Annotated in this window: 17 protein-coding genes; 7 read left to right on the top strand and 10 right to left on the bottom strand. The window is 58.1% G+C overall.

Going from position 1 to position 15,672, the window contains the following annotated elements:
* Position 1 precedes the first annotated feature (1 nt).
* Positions 2 to 1,096: an ABC transporter permease gene (locus ACR0ER_RS08720; protein ID WP_480768575.1), complete on the top strand. Its 1,095-nt coding sequence runs from the start codon at positions 2 to 4 to the stop codon at positions 1,094 to 1,096.
* Positions 1,096 to 2,106, top strand: a complete 1,011-nt coding sequence (locus tag ACR0ER_RS08715) for an ABC transporter permease (protein WP_480768574.1) — start codon at positions 1,096 to 1,098, stop codon at positions 2,104 to 2,106. Before ACR0ER_RS08720 ends, ACR0ER_RS08715 begins: the two co-directional genes overlap by 1 nt.
* 184 nt (positions 2,107 to 2,290) lie before the next feature.
* Here the strand turns inward: ACR0ER_RS08715 and ACR0ER_RS08710 are convergent, their stop codons facing one another.
* Positions 2,291 to 2,437 carry a hypothetical protein gene (locus tag ACR0ER_RS08710; RefSeq protein ID WP_480768573.1) on the bottom strand — a complete coding sequence of 49 codons (147 nt, stop codon included), beginning with the start codon at positions 2,435 to 2,437 and terminating at the stop codon, positions 2,291 to 2,293.
* 13 nt (positions 2,438 to 2,450) lie between these two features.
* Between ACR0ER_RS08710 and ACR0ER_RS08705 the strand changes: the two genes are divergently transcribed.
* Entirely contained in the window at positions 2,451 to 3,371 is a 921-nt protein-coding gene (locus ACR0ER_RS08705) for a sulfite exporter TauE/SafE family protein (RefSeq protein ID WP_170333398.1), read from the top strand.
* 2 nt (positions 3,372 to 3,373) lie between these two features.
* Positions 3,374 to 4,141, top strand: coding sequence for a TIGR02186 family protein (locus ACR0ER_RS08700; protein WP_170333396.1), 768 nt, complete (start codon positions 3,374 to 3,376; stop codon positions 4,139 to 4,141).
* Between the two features lie 3 nt (positions 4,142 to 4,144).
* Here ACR0ER_RS08700 and ACR0ER_RS08695 read toward each other — a convergent pair whose 3' ends face one another.
* From ACR0ER_RS08695 to ACR0ER_RS08665, 7 genes are all read right to left on the bottom strand, one after another.
* The gene (locus ACR0ER_RS08695; RefSeq protein WP_480768572.1) at positions 4,145 to 4,873 is read right to left on the bottom strand and encodes an SDR family oxidoreductase; all 729 of its coding nucleotides are present in this window, start codon (positions 4,871 to 4,873) and stop codon (positions 4,145 to 4,147) included.
* Positions 4,870 to 6,402 (bottom strand): ATP-dependent DNA helicase, encoded by a 1,533-nt coding sequence (locus tag ACR0ER_RS08690; RefSeq protein ID WP_480768571.1) that lies wholly within the window; start codon positions 6,400 to 6,402, stop codon positions 4,870 to 4,872. The genes ACR0ER_RS08695 and ACR0ER_RS08690 overlap by 4 nt, the downstream gene beginning before the upstream one ends.
* 60 nt (positions 6,403 to 6,462) lie before the next feature.
* Positions 6,463 to 7,101, bottom strand: a complete 639-nt coding sequence (locus tag ACR0ER_RS08685) for an acyl-homoserine-lactone synthase (RefSeq protein ID WP_480768570.1) — start codon at positions 7,099 to 7,101, stop codon at positions 6,463 to 6,465.
* A gap of 84 nt (positions 7,102 to 7,185) precedes the next feature.
* Positions 7,186 to 7,905 carry a helix-turn-helix transcriptional regulator gene (locus ACR0ER_RS08680; protein WP_480768569.1) on the bottom strand — a complete coding sequence of 240 codons (720 nt, stop codon included), beginning with the start codon at positions 7,903 to 7,905 and terminating at the stop codon, positions 7,186 to 7,188.
* Complete coding sequence (locus tag ACR0ER_RS08675; RefSeq protein WP_480768568.1) at positions 7,844 to 8,062, bottom strand: hypothetical protein; 219 nt, start codon at positions 8,060 to 8,062, stop codon at positions 7,844 to 7,846. The genes ACR0ER_RS08680 and ACR0ER_RS08675 overlap by 62 nt, the downstream gene beginning before the upstream one ends.
* A 206-nt stretch (positions 8,063 to 8,268) precedes the next feature.
* Positions 8,269 to 9,555, bottom strand: coding sequence for a crotonyl-CoA carboxylase/reductase (gene ccrA, locus ACR0ER_RS08670; protein WP_170333386.1), 1,287 nt, complete (start codon positions 9,553 to 9,555; stop codon positions 8,269 to 8,271).
* A gap of 114 nt (positions 9,556 to 9,669) precedes the next feature.
* Positions 9,670 to 11,058, bottom strand: a complete 1,389-nt coding sequence (locus ACR0ER_RS08665; RefSeq protein ID WP_480768567.1) for a 1-acyl-sn-glycerol-3-phosphate acyltransferase — start codon at positions 11,056 to 11,058, stop codon at positions 9,670 to 9,672.
* Positions 11,059 to 11,202: 144 nt separating this feature from the next.
* Here ACR0ER_RS08665 and ACR0ER_RS08660 point away from each other — a divergent pair, with 144 nt between their 5' ends.
* From ACR0ER_RS08660 to deoD, 3 genes are all read left to right on the top strand, one after another.
* On the top strand, positions 11,203 to 13,170 hold the full coding sequence (locus ACR0ER_RS08660; protein ID WP_480768566.1) for a methylmalonyl-CoA mutase family protein: 1,968 nt from the start codon (positions 11,203 to 11,205) through the stop codon (positions 13,168 to 13,170).
* Positions 13,171 to 13,294: 124 nt separating this feature from the next.
* A complete protein-coding gene (locus ACR0ER_RS08655) occupies positions 13,295 to 13,612 on the top strand; it encodes an H-NS histone family protein (RefSeq protein WP_170333381.1) in 318 nt (105 codons plus the stop codon).
* A gap of 16 nt (positions 13,613 to 13,628) precedes the next feature.
* Entirely contained in the window at positions 13,629 to 14,342 is a 714-nt protein-coding gene (gene deoD / locus ACR0ER_RS08650) for a purine-nucleoside phosphorylase (protein ID WP_480768565.1), read from the top strand.
* A 261-nt stretch (positions 14,343 to 14,603) separates the two neighbouring features.
* Here the strand turns inward: deoD and ACR0ER_RS08645 are convergent, their stop codons facing one another.
* Together ACR0ER_RS08645 and ACR0ER_RS08640 are read right to left on the bottom strand one after the other, a co-directional pair.
* Positions 14,604 to 14,750 (bottom strand): hypothetical protein, encoded by a 147-nt coding sequence (locus tag ACR0ER_RS08645; protein WP_480768564.1) that lies wholly within the window; start codon positions 14,748 to 14,750, stop codon positions 14,604 to 14,606.
* Positions 14,751 to 14,887: 137 nt separating this feature from the next.
* Positions 14,888 to 15,667, bottom strand: coding sequence for a succinate dehydrogenase iron-sulfur subunit (locus ACR0ER_RS08640; protein WP_480768563.1), 780 nt, complete (start codon positions 15,665 to 15,667; stop codon positions 14,888 to 14,890).
* Positions 15,668 to 15,672: the final 5 nt, after the last annotated feature.

Below are 15,672 nucleotides of genomic sequence, written 5' to 3'. Positions count from 1 at the left end.
CATGGATAAAATGCCCAAATGGGCCGATGTCGTTCTGATCCCTCTGATCAGCCTGATACTGGCCACAATCCTATCGGCACTGGTGATCCTCGCCATCGGTGAAAACCCGGTTGAGGCGGTGAACCTGATGGTCACCGGCGCGCTGGGATCGACCTATGGCTGGGGCTATACGCTCTATTACGCGACCAATTTCATGTTCACTGGGCTGGCGGTGGCTGTGGCCTTCCACGCCCGGCTGTTCAACATCGGTGGTGAAGGTCAGGCGATGCTGGGCGGACTGGGTGTTGCCATGGTCTGCCTCTACATCCCCTGGCCGCACTGGAGTATCGCGTTGCTGGGCGCCGGTTGCGCTGCGGCCCTGTTCGGTGCGGCTTGGGCGGCGATTCCGGCCTATCTGCAGGCCAAACGCGGCAGCCATATCGTGATCACCACGATCATGTTCAACTTCATCGCCGCCGCCTTCCTGAACTACATGCTGGTCAATGTAATGCGCCCGCAGGGGTCACAAGACCCGGCGACAGCGCGTTTCCCCGAAGCGGTGCACCTGCCGACCTTCCAGTCGATGTTCTCGACCGCTGAGAACGCTGTATTCCGGGGTGCGCCCGCGAATATCTCGTTCTTTGTCGCTATCTTGGCCTGCGTCGTGGTCTGGGCGCTGATCTGGCGCACCCGACTGGGCTATGAAATCCGCGCGTACGGCCACTCGGAAACCGGCGCCGTCTATGCCGGGATTTCGCCGGTGCGTATCACCATCGTGGCGATGCTGATTTCGGGCGCGCTGGCTGGTCTGATGGCGATCAACAACGTGATGGGTGAGGCGGAACGGCTGGTTCTGAACTCGACCGAAGGCGCGGGATTCATAGGCATCGCTGTGGCGCTGATGGGTCGGTCACACCCGTTTGGCGTTTTCCTTGCCGCGTTACTGTTCGGGTTCCTTTATCAGGGCGGTGCCGAACTGGCGCTTTGGACTTCGATCCCGCGTGAGTTGATCGTTGTCATTCAGGCGCTGGTCATCCTGTTCACAGGAGCCTTGGACAACATGGTGCGCATGCCGCTTGAAAAACTGTTCCTGAGTCTGCGGAAGGGGGCGGAGTGATGGAGTTCTTTGTTACCCTCATCCAGATCCTCGACTCGACGATCCGTCTGGCCACCCCGCTGTTGCTGGCCTGTCTCGCGGGGCTGTATTCTGAACGCGCCGGCATTTTCGACATTGGTCTTGAAGGCAAGATGCTGATGTCGGCGTTTTTCTCGGCTGCGGTGGCCGCTGTGACCGGATCGGTCTGGCTAGGACTGCTGGCCGGGATCGGGGCATCACTGATCCTGTCTGCGGTGCACGGTGTGGCATCGATTACCTTCCGTGGCAACCAGCTGATTTCAGGCGTTGCCATCAACTTTCTGGCCTCGGGCCTGACGGTACTGATCGCGCAAAGCTGGTTCAAACAGGGGGGGCGTACTCCGTCCTTGTTTGGCGGTGGTCGCTTTGAATCCGCCGAATTCCCTTATGCGATTGGTCCCGCAGATGCAGAACTGACCGGGCGTTCCGTTTCCGACCTGATGTCGGATGCAAATGTCGTGCATCTCGTCTATTCCGAACTGCTATCGGGTCATTCGATACTGGTCTATGTCGCCTTTCTGATGGTGCCGTTGACGTGGTGGATTCTGTTTCGCACTCGGTTCGGCCTGCGTCTGCGCGCTGTGGGTGAAAACCCGGCCGCCGTGGATACAGCCGGTGTTTCGGTCGTCGGCCTGCGCTTTGCCGCAGTCGCCATCTGCGGTGTGCTGTGCGGGATTGCCGGGGCGTACCTGGCCACAGCCCTGCAGGCCGGTTTCGTGAAAGAAATGACCGCCGGGCGCGGATTCATCGCGCTGGCCGCGCTGATCTTTGCGAAATGGCGGCCATGGCATGCGATGTGGGCCTGTCTCCTGTTCGGTCTGTTGCAGGCGATTGCACTGCGGTTCCAGAATATCGACCTGGGTGGCGTGGTCATTCCGGTACAGGTGATGGACGCCCTGCCCTATATCCTGACCGTAGTCATTCTGGCCGGGTTCGTTGGCAAAGCGGTGCCGCCGCGCGCCGGGGGCGAGCCCTATGTGAAAGAGCGCTGACAGGTCCAGTTTTGGACTCCTGTCGGTCCAGTTCGCCGCAGTGCCGCATGCAGAGTTGATTTTGCATGCGGCAACCGCTCTAAAGGGGTATGAGTGTGTTTCCTGTGATAGCCGACATCGGATCTTCCCAAACAAGGGTGCCGGAAACACAAGAGCGTCCACCTTCTGGGTGCCCTCGTTTTCTTCAGCCAAATCGGGTTTTCGGGTATTTGCCCAAGCGTCCGATATTCGCCATGCGGCCGATGGGATTGTCTCCAGCGCGCCACATCAACGCCTCACCCAAATGGTTTGAGACAATCCGGGTCACCCAAAGTGGCGCGGCCGTTCTCATCCGGTAATTCCATATGCAGATTTACCTTCCTATCGCCGAAGTCTCCGTCAATGCCTTTCTGCTTTTGGGGCTGGGCGGGATGGTCGGTATCCTATCCGGCATGTTCGGCGTTGGCGGCGGCTTCCTGATGACGCCACTGCTGTTCTTCATCGGCATCCCCCCCGCCGTCGCCGTCGCGACCGAAGCCAACCAAATCGTCGCTTCGTCCTTTTCCGGCGTGTTGGCGCATTTCCGACGAAAGACGGTGGACCTCAGGATGGGCACGGTCCTGTTAACCGGAGGGTTAATGGGCGCGGCCCTTGGCGTGGTGGTGTTCAACTATCTCAAAAGCCTGGGCCAGGTCGATCTGCTGGTGACGCTGTGTTACGTCGTCTTCCTTGGCGTCGTCGGCAGCCTGATGTTCATCGAAAGCCTGCGGGCGCTACGCAAGGCCAAAAAAGGCGGCGGAGCCCCTGCAAAAAGACGTCAGCGCGGCTGGGTTCACGCCATGCCGTTCAAGATGCGCTTTCGCACCTCTGGCCTCTATATCTCGGTCATTCCGCCAATGATGGTCGGGCTGTGCGTCGGCGTGCTGTCAGCGATCATGGGGGTCGGCGGTGGCTTTATCATGGTGCCGGCGATGATCTATTTGCTGGGGATGCCTACCAAGGTCGTGGTTGGCACCTCGCTGTTCCAGATCATCTTCGTGACGGCCTTTACCACCATGCTGCACGCCACCACGAACTATACGGTCGATATCGTTCTGGCGGTTCTGCTGCTGGTCGGGGGTGTCGTAGGCGCACAGATCGGCACGGTAATCGGCGCGCGCATGCCGGCCGAGCAATTGCGGGTGCTTCTGGCCGCTCTGGTTCTGGTGGTCTGCGGCAAGCTGGCGCTGGACCTGCTGATCGAACCGTCCGAGCTCTACTCCCTCGGCAGCGAAGGGGGCCACTGATCATGCTGAAACGCCTGATTGCCCTGCTGATCCTGTGCTGCACCCCCGCCCTTGCGGTGGACGAGCAGGTTGTGCTGGGTCTCAGCCAGGATCGCGTTGCCATCACCGCGACCTTTGATGGCTCAGAAATACTGATCTTTGGGGCCGTCAAACGGGAAACACCCATTCCGCCCGGCCCACCGCTTGAGGTGATCGTGGCCGTGGCCGGGCCATCCAGCCCGGTGATGGTCCGGCGCAAGGCTCGCAAACTGGGGATTTGGGTCAATACCGACAGCGTTCTGGTCGACCTCGCGCCCAGCTTTTACGCGGTTGCCACCAGTGGGCCGCTGGACGATATCCTCTCGGACACCGAGGACCTGCGTTATCGCATCTCGATTGAACGGGCTATCCGCTCGGTCGGGGCGGCGATGCATATCCGTGGGGCGCAATCCTTTGCAGATGCCGTAGTGCGCATCCGCGAGGATGAGGGTTTATATTCGATCCGCGAAAACACCGTGGCGGTGGATGAACAGACGCTGTTCCGAACCTCGATCGCAATGCCCGCCGACCTGACCGAAGGCGATTACAAGGCCCGTATCTTCCTGACCCGCGGCAAGCAGGTCATCTCGCAGTTCGAGACTACAATCGACGTGCGCAAGGTGGGGTTGGAGCGATTCCTCTATAACATGTCGCGCCAGCAGCCGGTCTGGTACGGGCTAATGTCGCTGGTCATCGCCATTGCGGCCGGTTGGGGCGCATCGACAGCATTCCGGTTGCTTCGTGAAAACTGACGCCTACCCGCGGCCTATATAGGGCATCGTCGTGGCCATTACGGTCATGAACTGCACATTGGCCTCGGGCGGCAGGTTAGCCATATGCAGCACCGAACGTGCAGCGTCCTCGACAGCCATGGTCGGGTCGGGTTGCTGCCCGGCTTCAACGGCCGCATCCACCAGACCCTGCACCATCTGCGTGCGTGCATTGCCAATATCGATTTGACCACATGCGATCCCAAAGTCCCGCCCGTCCAGAGACAGGCTGCGGGTCAGGCCGGTGATCGCATGTTTTGTCGCCGAATAATGCACCGAGTTCGGACGTGGCACATACGCGGCAATCGAGCCGTTGTTGATGATACGCCCGCCTTGCGGTGACTGGTGTCGCATGATCCGAAACGCCTCGCGCGCGCTCAGGAACATTCCGTTCAGGTTGACGTTGACGCTTTGGTACCAGTCCTCCAGCGCGATCTCGTCAATCGTGCCTCCGGGCGCAAAGATACCAGCATTGTTGAACAGCACGTCCAGACGGTCGGCCTTGTCCTGAAAAATTTGGAACGCAGCCTGAACAGCATCCGGGTCGGTCACATCCGCGACCAGAGGGATGGCAGTGTCGTGGCCCGAAGCCATCTCGTGCAGTTTATCCGCACTGCGGGCCAGCAAACCAACCGTCCAGCCCTCAGCCAGGAACAGTTCCGCCGTGGCCCGCCCGATGCCCGAACTTGCGCCCGTTACAATGATGGTGCTCATGTCTCTTCCGCCTCCAATGTCAGCGATGCTGCCGGAACAGCGCGCAGGTCATCTACACGCAACGGATAGGTAGGTTTTGCCAACCGGTTGCGAACGACCCAGATCAGACGCTCTTGCGCGCGGGTGATGGCCACATAGGCCAAACGCTTCCACAACGGTTGCCCAGCCTCGGTCCGACCCATGCGGGCAGCGGCGTAGACGTCCGGTGCAAAGACCTGTACCGTGTCCCATTGCGAGCCCTGCGCCTTGTGGATGGTCACCGCCGCGCCATGCAAGAAAGTTGCCCCCATCCGCGCTGCATAGGGGATGAATGGTTCCTCTTCGTCGGGCATCTCAATCTTGACGATAGAGGCGGCGCTGACTTGCGGGTCTTCTGCCCCCGTCACATGCAGGCGGGAAAACCCCGGCTTGCGCCCGGGACCTAGATAGATCACCTGAGCGCCCTTGATCAGTCCGCGCGCCTCAAGGTCCAGCCGCTTCTTGCGGTGTTTCAGCGGCAGTTCGATCCCGTCGCAGATCAGCGGCTCGCCTTCCAGCAATTCAGTATCCGGCGCGCCGTGGACATGCCGGAAGGCCTGAATCAAACGGATGCGTGTTGCGTTGCGCCAAACCAGAACCGGGCTGCGCGCCATCAGATCAACCTCGACTCGCTGGCCCCAGATCACCCGGTCATCCTGCCGGGCGGTTTGCTCAATCAGCCGTTCGAAATCCTCGAACCCCATCTGCGGGTCAGCCAGCGCGTGCGCGAGGTCCAAAATTGGATTGTCCGCATCTTGCCGGTGTACCCGGTGCAAAATTTGTTTGCGCGGTTCCGGCAGAGCTTCAAACACCATACTGCCGGATTGATTGACCGGGGCCAGCTGGGCCGGATCGCCGAACAGCAGAAGGGTTGGGAATATCTCCTGCAGGTCCTCGAACTGCCGGTCGTCCAGCATTGAGGCTTCATCGACGAACCCTATATCCAGTGGCTCATCCCGACGCTTCCAGCCGGTGATGAAATCCGAGCCGCGCAACCCGGCGGCGGCCAGCGCACCGGGAATGGATTTGTTGTTCTCATAAAAAGCAGCCGCGCGATCCAGCGCCTCGTCGGTGAGGCCTTCGATCTCGGGACGATCGTCATTGCCCGCCAGCCATTCGGCAATGCGTTCATATTCTGGGTCATAGACCGGGGTGTAGAGGATACGATGAATCGTCGTCGCCGGAACACCGCGCAAACGCAATACGCTGGCAGCTTTGTTCGTTGGGGCAAGGATCGCAAGGCTGCGCTTTTCCTTCGCCTTGCGGCTTTCGAAATCCCCCGACACGATTTGCACACCGGTTTCGGCCAATGCTTTGTATAGCTCTGCCAACAGCAACGTCTTACCCGACCCCGCCTTACCGATCACCGCCATGACGCCTGATTTTCCCGCGCCCGGCAATTTCAGAAGAGCGTCATCTTCCAGGTCGACGCCAGCTGATCTCAGCATCTCGGCGATGCTGTCATAGGCGGCGGCCTGATCTTCGGAAAAGGTCACGGGGGGCATAGACATGGCGCGACCCTACAGGGCCGCGCCAGCTATCACCAGAGAGGGATTGGAGATTTCCTCCGGTCAGGCTGACAGGGCGAACCTATGCTGTCTGGCGGTCCCGAAAGCCGTTTTAAACCACAGCCGGGACAACTCGCGCGGGATGCCCGCACGTTCGGCCACACGGTTGCAATCCTCAGCCGAATAGGGCCACAGCCCCACCGAAATCTGATCGCGCCCCTTCCCTTCAGAGCCGAGAACAACCGGCGAAGACCCGATCAGGCGGTAGATTCGAATCATGCGCGCATCGAAGACACCGGCGATGTGGGTCAGCCCGAATCCCTCCATTATTTCTCCACCGCTGAGCATGATCGCCCCCGCTGTATGCGGACTGGCTGTGCGAGAAAGGCAAAACCGGGTCACCTCCCAAATCATGGGGTTGCAAATCGGTTTTCCACCAGTCAAGTGCCCGAACACTTCATTTACCATAACGGGGCCAGTGGTCGGCAGCACACGCATTGAACCACCGTGGCTGCCATCCTCTTCTTCCCATATGACATATAATGGGTTCAGGTCATCGTACTGATCCCGCTCTTCCCCTCTTTCGTTGACGTGTACGTCCCAGCCCAGCCGGGTTTTGAACTGATCGGCACGGTCAATAAACATGCCCTTGGCCAGATCCGGATACTTGTGCAGCTCGTCGGCAAACAAATAGCGCAACATGACTTTTTTCCCCTTGTCGTCCTGTGCAGGAACAAAGGGGGTACGAAGTCATGGTTAATTTCCGGTTCTGAGGGCGCGCGCCCGTTAAACCACTATTAATCCCCGGCTGAGCGCCATGGCGATAGCGTGGGTCGTGTTCTGCGCGCCAAGTTTGGCACGAGCGCTTTCGATATAGACCCGCAGCGTATGCTCGGAAATGGACAGCGAATGAGCAACCTGCGCCCGGCTGTAGCCCAGCGCAAGCAGGGTCATCGCATCCACCTCGCGCGGCGACAGGCCACGGGATGAGTCAGGTTGGCGGTCACGTTCAAATTCCAGCGCCTTACGATTGAAATAGTGTGCGATCAGGATCAATTCGCGACCGTAGCGTTCGATGAACCTTTGCCAGGTTTCATCATCGCAGGAATGGTTCAAAGTAAACAAGGCAAATTGCCCCTTCGGCCCGCGGATCGGGATCGAGTATCCCTGATTGCCGACTCCATGGTTTTGCGCATCCTGCAAGAAGGCTTTCGCCACCTTGCCTGACCAATCCAACGTTTTCCAATCAACCGGATGAAACCGCTGAAAACAGCCCAGTATGACTGGATCGATCCTGTGATAGTTTTTCTCCTGGTACCGCTCGGCCCAGGCATCGGAATAGGTCGTATAGCCGTATTGATCCCCGGCGCCATCGACCCAATGGTAGATTAGATGTTCGACTTTCAGTCTGTCGCGCAGCCGGACGGCGACATCGCTGAGTTCGTCAAGCGTGCTGGTGTTTTCCAAGTCCTCCAGGACCTGGCTCATATCGAGTTTTGTTCCCATCCGCGAGCGTCCGTACCTCAGCCTTCATGGACGCGATCTCGGCTGCGGCGATCAGCTTGGTGTCATCCAACTGTTCGGCAAGCGCGATCAAACCGTTCTCAACGGCGAAGGCGTTGAGGTCCGACAACACGTCCAGTATCCACTCATTCTGCGCCATTAGAGTCTCTCCGAAACGGTTAACGAAGGGTTAACACAACCATAACATGTAGGGTGTTTTTTAGCCTATTCACTGATTTCTACTCCCCCAAAAAAGCGGGGTTAACGCCGTTAAGATACTGAAAATAAAAAATCTATTCACCAAAAAACAGCGCCCGCGAACCGATAAACCGATGCGCGGGCGCCAAAGATTTATTTACCTGCGATTCAACCGCGGGCGTCCAGAACCTCTTCCAGAGTGCGCATACCGGTTTGCGGCGCCTGAACCAGGACCGACATGTTGCCCGGCTTATGTTCGTTGCGCATCATCTTCATGTGCGCCTCGGGCAGTTCGTTCCACGAGAACACTTCCGACATGCAGGGGTCCAGACGACGCTCGACCATCAGCTGGTTGGCGGCGGCGGCCTGTTTAAGGTGCGCAAAGTGCGAACCCTGCAGGCGCTTCTGGTGCATCCACATGTAGCGCACGTCGAAGGTCAGGTTATAACCGGTGGTGCCGGCGCAGATCACGACCATGCCGCCCTTTTTCACGACGAAGGTCGAAACCGGGAAGGTGCTTTCGCCCGGGTGTTCGAACACCATGTCTACGTTCACGCCCTTGCCGGTGATGTCCCAGATGGCCTTGCCGAATTTGCGGGCCTCTTTGAACCACTCGGCATATTCCGGAGTGTTCACTGTGGGCAACTGACCCCAGCAGTTGAAATCCTTGCGGTTCAGAACGCCCTTGGCGCCCAGCCCCATGACGAAGTCACGCTTGCTTTCGTCCGAGATCACACCGATCGCGTTTGCGCCTGCAGTGTTGATCAGCTGGATCGCATAAGAACCCAGACCGCCCGATGCACCCCAGACCAGAACGTTCTGACCCGGCTTCAGGTCGTGCGGCTCATGTCCGAACAGCATCCGGTAAGCAGTTGCCAGCGTCAGCGTGTAGCAGGCGCTTTCCTCCCAGGTCAGGTGCTTGGGACGCGGCATCAGCTGCTGCGCCTGAACGTTAGTGAACTGCGCGAACGATCCGTCCGGCGTCTCATAGCCCCAAATCCGCTGGCTGTCCGAATACATCGGGTCGCCACCATTGCAGTGCTCGTCGTCGCCATCGTCCTGGTTGCAGTGGATGACAACCTCATCACCGACTTTCCAGCGGGTCACTTTCGACCCCACCGCCCAGACGATGCCCGACGCATCCGAACCGGCGATGTGATAGGGCGCCTTGTGGCCGTCAAATGGCGAGATCGGCTTGCCCAGCGACGCCCAGACGCCGTTGTAGTTCACGCCCGCTGCCATCACCAGAACCAGAACCTCGTGGCTGTCCAGTTCGGGGACGTCCACTACTTCCTGCACCATCGCGGTGTCCGGCTCGCCGTGGCGTTCCTTACGGATCGCCCATGCGTACATTTTCTTGGGCACAAACCCCATTGGAGGGATTTCACCCATCTCATAGAGGTCTTTTTCCGGCGCGTCGTAAGATGCGATACCGCTGTCGGTGTCCAGAGCCATGTTGGCCTCCTTTATATTCAAAACCCTTGCCGCGATGCAGAATCGCGGGCTCTAAACGATGAGATATTGGCCGCAGAGAAATATTGCAACATATTTTGAGCGTATTTTGTAATTTTATGACCCAGCGGGCGCAGAAATTTCTTTTGCGGGCGCAGAAATACCCGTTTTTGCGTCCAATGGCGCCGAGGCCGCATAATAGTCCAACAGGTCAACCCTTTGACCTGACGCGGATATTTTCCCGTTCTCGCGTTTCAGGATACACCGATCGACCAATTGTTGGATACTCGCCTCGATTGCTGTGCGCTCCAACGGCGCAGTTGTTCCGTTGCGTCGCAAAAGTTGATCGATCAACTGCACGACGTCTTCTTCAGAGATTTCACCCTTCTCACGCACCAGCCAGCACGCAGCAGGCCCCGGAACCAGTGGAATTGCCGCCCTGATGCCTGTCATCAAATCGCGGGCCAGATCCGTCATCAAGTTGGCTTCGTGATCCGCCCTGAACGTCCGCAGAGAAACAGGTCGCCCATACCGCACCGAGGCCACGCCAAATCGCTGATAGCGCCCAACCAGCCGTCGTCCGATCTGTTTGAGGATCCACCATGTGATCACCCCAATGCGGGCGCGAAACCGGCGTTCATTGCCCAGCGCGGCCTTGGTTAGGATGGTATCCTCAAGCACCCGGTCATAATTCAGGGCAACGGGCACAAAGACCACATCGCGCCCCTTGGGATCGCTTGCGTCTATGATGTATTTCAGCAGGCCAAGCTTGGGCCGCCCCAGCGCACCGGTCAGGCTGAGGCCCCCTTCGGGGAATATCGCCTGCGTTACCCCCGCCTCGGTCGCGTGGCGCACGTAGCAGGCCAGAACCTGTCGATACAACTCACTGCCCGATTTACGGCGAATAAAATAAGCACCCATCGCCCTGATCAGGCGGCTGAGTGGCCAGACCCGCGCCCATTCACCCACCGCATAGGACAGGGCCGATTGCTGCGCCGCCAGATAGGTGACCAGCACATAGTCCATGTTGCTGCGGTGATTCATGACGAATACGACAGTGGCATCGGGGTCGATATCCGCGACGGCCTTTTCATCCATATAGCTGAGCCGCACGTTATAGAACGCATTACTCAGCATTCGGGTCAGACGAATGGCGACGCTGAAATACGCCACGGCTGAAAAGGACGGGACAATCTCGCGCGCATAGCGACGGGCGGTTTCAAAGGCCACGGCTTCGGGCACCCGTTCCTCGCGCGCAAAATTCTGAACGGCCTGCCCAACCTGAGGGTCATAGATCAGCCGCTGAATCATGTCGTGCCGCCGCGCCAGCTTGAACGGTTGGATGGGCCGCTGCAGCCGTGTGTTCAGACGTTTAACCGCGCGCTCAAGGCGGCGGCGGAAAAACCAGCGCACCGATGGGAACAGAAAATGCGACGCCAGCGTGACCGCGGCAAACACCAGGATCAGCAAAAACAGCCAAAGCGGAAGTTCCACGGTCTGAGTCATGCGCGCACCCTGCCACCAAACCGTGGTACCTACAATCTGAAGAACCATATATGCCGCGACGCAGCGAATTGACATATCCCGAAAATTGCGCTTTAGAACGCTTGAACGTAATTTTCTTGCCCACGCAAAGCACGAGGTCCCGCTATGACGCAGACGCAGAAAGATCGCCCCTGGCTCATCCGAACCTATGCCGGTCATTCCACAGCCAAGGCGTCAAACGCGCTGTATCGCGGCAACCTGGCCAAGGGTCAGACGGGTCTGTCGGTGGCCTTCGATCTGCCGACTCAGACCGGGTATGACAGCGACCATACGCTGGCGCGGGGTGAGGTCGGCAAGGTGGGCGTGCCGATCAGCCATCTGGGCGACATGCGGGTTCTTTTCGACCAGATTCCACTGGAGCAGATGAACACCTCGATGACGATCAACGCGACTGCACCGTGGCTGTTGGCGCTGTATATCGCCGTTGCCGAAGAACAGGGCGCGGACGTGTCCAAGCTGCAGGGCACCGTGCAGAACGACCTGATCAAAGAATACCTCAGCCGCGGTACTTACGTTTGTCCGCCAAAACCGTCGCTGAAGATGATCGCGGATGTGGCCGAGTATTGCTACACCAACGTGCCGAAATGGAACCCGATGAACGTGTGTTCCTATCACTTGCAAGAGGCTGGTGCGACACCCGAGCAGGAGCTGGCCTATGCGCTGGCTACCGCCATTGCCGTGTTGGACGAATTGCGACCCCGCGTCCCGGCCGAAGACTTCCCAGCGCTCTGTGGGCGAATTTCGTTCTTCGTGAATGCCGGTATTCGTTTTGTTACCGAAATGTGCAAAATGCGCGCCTTTGTCGATCTTTGGGATGAAATTCTGAAAGATCGCTACGGCGTCGAAGACCCCAAGTTCCGCCGTTTCCGCTATGGGGTACAGGTGAACTCGCTGGGCCTGACTGAACAACAGCCTGAAAACAACGTCTACCGCATACTGATCGAGATGTTGGCTGTGACTCTGTCGAAAAAGGCCCGTGCCCGTGCGGTGCAATTGCCTGCGTGGAACGAAGCGCTTGGCCTGCCCCGCCCGTGGGATCAGCAATGGTCGATGCGGATGCAACAGATTCTGGCCTATGAAACCGACCTTCTGGAATATGGCGATCTGTTCGACGGCAACCCCGCCGTGGACGCCAAAGTCGAGGAATTGAAAGAGGGTGCTCGGGCCGAGCTTGCAAACCTGGATTCGATGGGCGGCGCGGTTGCCTCGATCGAGTACATGAAGTCGCGTCTGGTCGATTCGAATGCGGAACGTCTGAACCGGATCGAACGTAATGAAACCGTTGTTGTCGGCGTGAACAAATGGACCGAGGGGGAGCCCTCGCCGCTGCAAACCGAGGACGGCGGTATCATGGTCGTTGACCCGGCGGTGGAACAGGAACAGATCGCCCGGTTGAACGAATGGCGGTCCGAGCGTGACGACGCAGCCGTCACGGCGGCTCTGGCCGCCCTGCGCGAAGCAGCCAAGACCGGTGCCAACGTCATGGAGCCGTCGATTGCTGCCGCCAAGGCGGGCGTCACCACCGGCGAATGGGCCGAGGAAATGCGCAAGATCTACGGTACCTATCGCGGCCCGACCGGTGTTTCGGGATCGGTGTCGAACAAGACCGAAGGCCTCGACGACCTGCGTGCGGCCGTGGATGCCGTCAGCGACAATCTGGGCCGCCGCCTGAAGTTCCTGGTCGGCAAACCGGGTCTGGACGGTCACTCCAACGGTGCCGAACAGATTGCCTTCCGCGCCCGCGATTGCGGCATGGATATCAGCTATGAGGGCATCCGCCTGACGCCCGAGGAAATCATTGCAGCCGCGATCGAAGACAAGGCCCACGTGATCGGCCTGTCGATCCTGTCTGGCAGCCATATCCCGCTGGTGCAGGATGTCATGACCCGCCTGCGCGAAGCCGGTTTGGACGATGTTCCCGTGATCGTCGGAGGGATCATTCCCGATGACGATGCGGCCAAACTTAAAGCAATGGGTGTTTCCAAAATCTATACGCCCAAGAATTTTGAGCTGAATGCAATCATGGGCGATATCGTTACACTGGTGGACCCAAAGAACATTGCGGCTGAATAACGCCCGTAATTTCTTTGTTATCTCCGTTTCTATTGCCTTTTGGTAAGGGATAGTTATTTACCGACATTGGACTTACAATGGGCTATTACGCCCACTGTTGGTGTTTTTCGGAATGGAGAAAGAAATGGCGATCAGCCTTGAGAATATGTCGCGTAAAGAACTGTTGGAACTACGTGATCAGGTGGAAATTGCACTTAAAAGTGCCGAAAAACGCGAACGCAAAGAAGCTTTGAAAGCCGCAGAAAAAGCCGCCGCAGAATTTGGGTTTTCACTTTCTGAACTTTCAACTGATGGGACCAAATCGGCTAAGGGTCCAAAATCAAGCGCAAAGTACAAAAACCCGGAAAACCCGGAACAAACCTGGTCGGGCCGCGGGCGTAAACCACAATGGGTTCACGACGCTTTGAAAGCCGGTGCCGATATCTCGGATTTGGAAATCTGAGGGAATTGGGTCGGGAATGACAATTCATATCGGCGCTGAAAAAGGTGAAATCGCAGAAACCGTTTTAATGCCGGGCGATCCGTATCGGGCGAAATGGACGGCAGAGACTTTTTTGCAGGATGCAAAACTGGTCAATAACGTGCGCGGTATGCTGGGTTATACCGGATCCTGGAAAGGGAACCCGGTCACCATCCAGGGCAGCGGCATGGGCATGCCGTCGCTATCGATTTATGCCAACGAGTTGATCCGCGATTATGGCGCTAAAACCCTGATCCGCATCGGGTCCTGCGGCGGAATGCAGGACAGCGTTAAGATCCGCGACGTGATTCTGGCTATGACGTCGACCACCCTCAGCACGCCATCACGCGGCATCCTAAAAGAGCTGAACTTTGCTCCCTGTGCCGATTGGGGCCTGCTGCAAGCAGCGGCCAAGGCCGCCGAAGCCAAAGGCACACCGACTCATGTCGGCGGGATTTATTCATCGGACGTCTTCTACGACGAACGCCCCGATTTGAACGAGCAGATGGTGCGACACGGCATTCTGGGGGTCGAGATGGAGGCCGCCGAGCTATACATCCTCGCCGCGCGGCACAACTGTCGGGCTCTGGCCGTTCTGACCGTGTCCGATCACCTGCTGACAGGCGAAGCTCTGCCCTCGTCAGAACGCGAAAGCAGCTTTGGCGATATGGTCGAAATCGCTCTGCAGGCGGCTTTTCCGGACGACGCTTAAACAAAAACAGGGCGTGACAACGCCCTGTTGTTTTACTGCTTGTCTTGCAGACAGGTTGTCGGAGAGTTCGCCCCCTCTTGTCGCGCCCCGCAATATGCGCAAATCCAGACACCTTCCTTACGATGTTGTCGCCATCGGCAATCTCGCGTCAATGAAGACGTCCGCGACCGCCAGACGAAATAGGCTAACACACCAGCGGCAAGTAAAAGCAACAGAATGGGCATGTCTATGCATTGCCCAATCTCTGCGTAAATTCAAGCGTCAGGCGGCGTTTGCGTATTCGAACAACTCAGGTTCGTGCTGCTCTTCGGAAACATGCACCGTTTCTGGTGTGTAATAGGCCCAGGCCTGTTCCAACAAAGCCAGAGCTTCGGCTGCTTTGGTGATTTCTGCTTTTTGTTGTTGCATCGGAGCGATCCCGTTTCGGTTTCATCACTCCTCCCTGCAGGCAGGATAGACCTGACCAGGGCGGCTTGCATTGCATAGTTTTGCAATCTCGCCATGCACTTGCCGCAATGCGGCAAGTGCTGTTTCTTATGCGTCGCTTAAACGCCGCGTTCGATCATCATCTTTTTGATCTCGGCAATCGCCTTGGCTGGGTTCAGACCTTTCGGGCAGGTCTTGGCGCAGTTCATGATTGTGTGGCAACGATACAGCTTGAACGGATCTTCCAGCTCATCCAGACGCTCACCCGTGGCTTCATCGCGGCTGTCGATGATCCAGCGATAGGCGTGCAGCAAAGCGGCGGGCCCAAGATAACGGTCGCCATTCCACCAGTAGCTCGGACATGAGGTCGAGCAGCTGGCGCACATCACACATTCATACAGACCGTCCAGTTTCTTGCGGTCTTCGATCGACTGCTTCCACTCTTTCGCGGGGCGATTGGTCTTGGTTTCCAGCCATGGCATGATGGATGCATGCTGGGCGTAGAAATGCGTCAGGTCAGGGATCAGGTCCTTGACCACCGGCATATGCGGCAGCGGATAGATCTTCACGTCGCCCTTGATCTCATCCATGCCATAGATACAGGCCAGCGTGTTGATCCCGTCAATATTCATCGCGCAGGAACCACAGATGCCCTCGCGGCACGACCGACGGAAGGTCAGGGTCGGATCAATCTCGTTCTTGATCTTGATCAGCGCGTCCAGAACCATCGGGCCGCAGCTGTCCATGTCGACGAAATAGGTGTCGAGCTGTGGGTTTTTCCCGTCTTCCGGGTTCCAGCGATAAATCTGGAATTTCCGAACATTGGTCGCGCTTTCCGGCTTGGGCCAGGTTTTGCCCGTCGTGATGCGCGAATTCTTGGGGAGGGTCAGTTGTACCATTTGTT

The sequence above is a fragment of the Ruegeria sp. CH8 genome (genome assembly GCF_056536985.1).
The sequence above is the reverse complement of the archived record's forward strand: the minus strand, read 5'-3'. Positions and strand labels throughout refer to the sequence as shown.

What these genes read in the sequence shown, in the direction of transcription:
- ACR0ER_RS08685 (WP_480768570.1), bottom strand. Translation starts at nt 7,101, where the DNA reads ATGTTGCGCTATTTGTTTGCCGACGAGCTGCACAAGTATCCGGATCTG.
- ccrA (WP_170333386.1), bottom strand. Translation starts at nt 9,555, where the DNA reads ATGGCTCTGGACACCGACAGCGGTATCGCATCTTACGACGCGCCGGAA.
- ACR0ER_RS08720 (WP_480768575.1), top strand. Translation starts at nt 2, where the DNA reads ATGGATAAAATGCCCAAATGGGCCGATGTCGTTCTGATCCCTCTGATC.
- ACR0ER_RS08675 (WP_480768568.1), bottom strand. Translation starts at nt 8,062, where the DNA reads ATGGCGCAGAATGAGTGGATACTGGACGTGTTGTCGGACCTCAACGCC.
- ACR0ER_RS08690 (WP_480768571.1), bottom strand. Translation starts at nt 6,402, where the DNA reads ATGTCTATGCCCCCCGTGACCTTTTCCGAAGATCAGGCCGCCGCCTAT.
- ACR0ER_RS08660 (WP_480768566.1), top strand. Translation starts at nt 11,203, where the DNA reads ATGACGCAGACGCAGAAAGATCGCCCCTGGCTCATCCGAACCTATGCC.
- deoD (WP_480768565.1), top strand. Translation starts at nt 13,629, where the DNA reads ATGACAATTCATATCGGCGCTGAAAAAGGTGAAATCGCAGAAACCGTT.
- ACR0ER_RS08705 (WP_170333398.1), top strand. Translation starts at nt 2,451, where the DNA reads ATGCAGATTTACCTTCCTATCGCCGAAGTCTCCGTCAATGCCTTTCTG.
- ACR0ER_RS08715 (WP_480768574.1), top strand. Translation starts at nt 1,096, where the DNA reads ATGGAGTTCTTTGTTACCCTCATCCAGATCCTCGACTCGACGATCCGT.
- ACR0ER_RS08710 (WP_480768573.1), bottom strand. Translation starts at nt 2,437, where the DNA reads ATGAGAACGGCCGCGCCACTTTGGGTGACCCGGATTGTCTCAAACCAT.
- ACR0ER_RS08655 (WP_170333381.1), top strand. Translation starts at nt 13,295, where the DNA reads ATGGCGATCAGCCTTGAGAATATGTCGCGTAAAGAACTGTTGGAACTA.
- ACR0ER_RS08645 (WP_480768564.1), bottom strand. Translation starts at nt 14,750, where the DNA reads ATGCAACAACAAAAAGCAGAAATCACCAAAGCAGCCGAAGCTCTGGCT.
- ACR0ER_RS08700 (WP_170333396.1), top strand. Translation starts at nt 3,374, where the DNA reads ATGCTGAAACGCCTGATTGCCCTGCTGATCCTGTGCTGCACCCCCGCC.
- ACR0ER_RS08695 (WP_480768572.1), bottom strand. Translation starts at nt 4,873, where the DNA reads ATGAGCACCATCATTGTAACGGGCGCAAGTTCGGGCATCGGGCGGGCC.
- ACR0ER_RS08665 (WP_480768567.1), bottom strand. Translation starts at nt 11,058, where the DNA reads ATGACTCAGACCGTGGAACTTCCGCTTTGGCTGTTTTTGCTGATCCTG.
- ACR0ER_RS08640 (WP_480768563.1), bottom strand. Translation starts at nt 15,667, where the DNA reads ATGGTACAACTGACCCTCCCCAAGAATTCGCGCATCACGACGGGCAAA.
- ACR0ER_RS08680 (WP_480768569.1), bottom strand. Translation starts at nt 7,905, where the DNA reads ATGGGAACAAAACTCGATATGAGCCAGGTCCTGGAGGACTTGGAAAAC.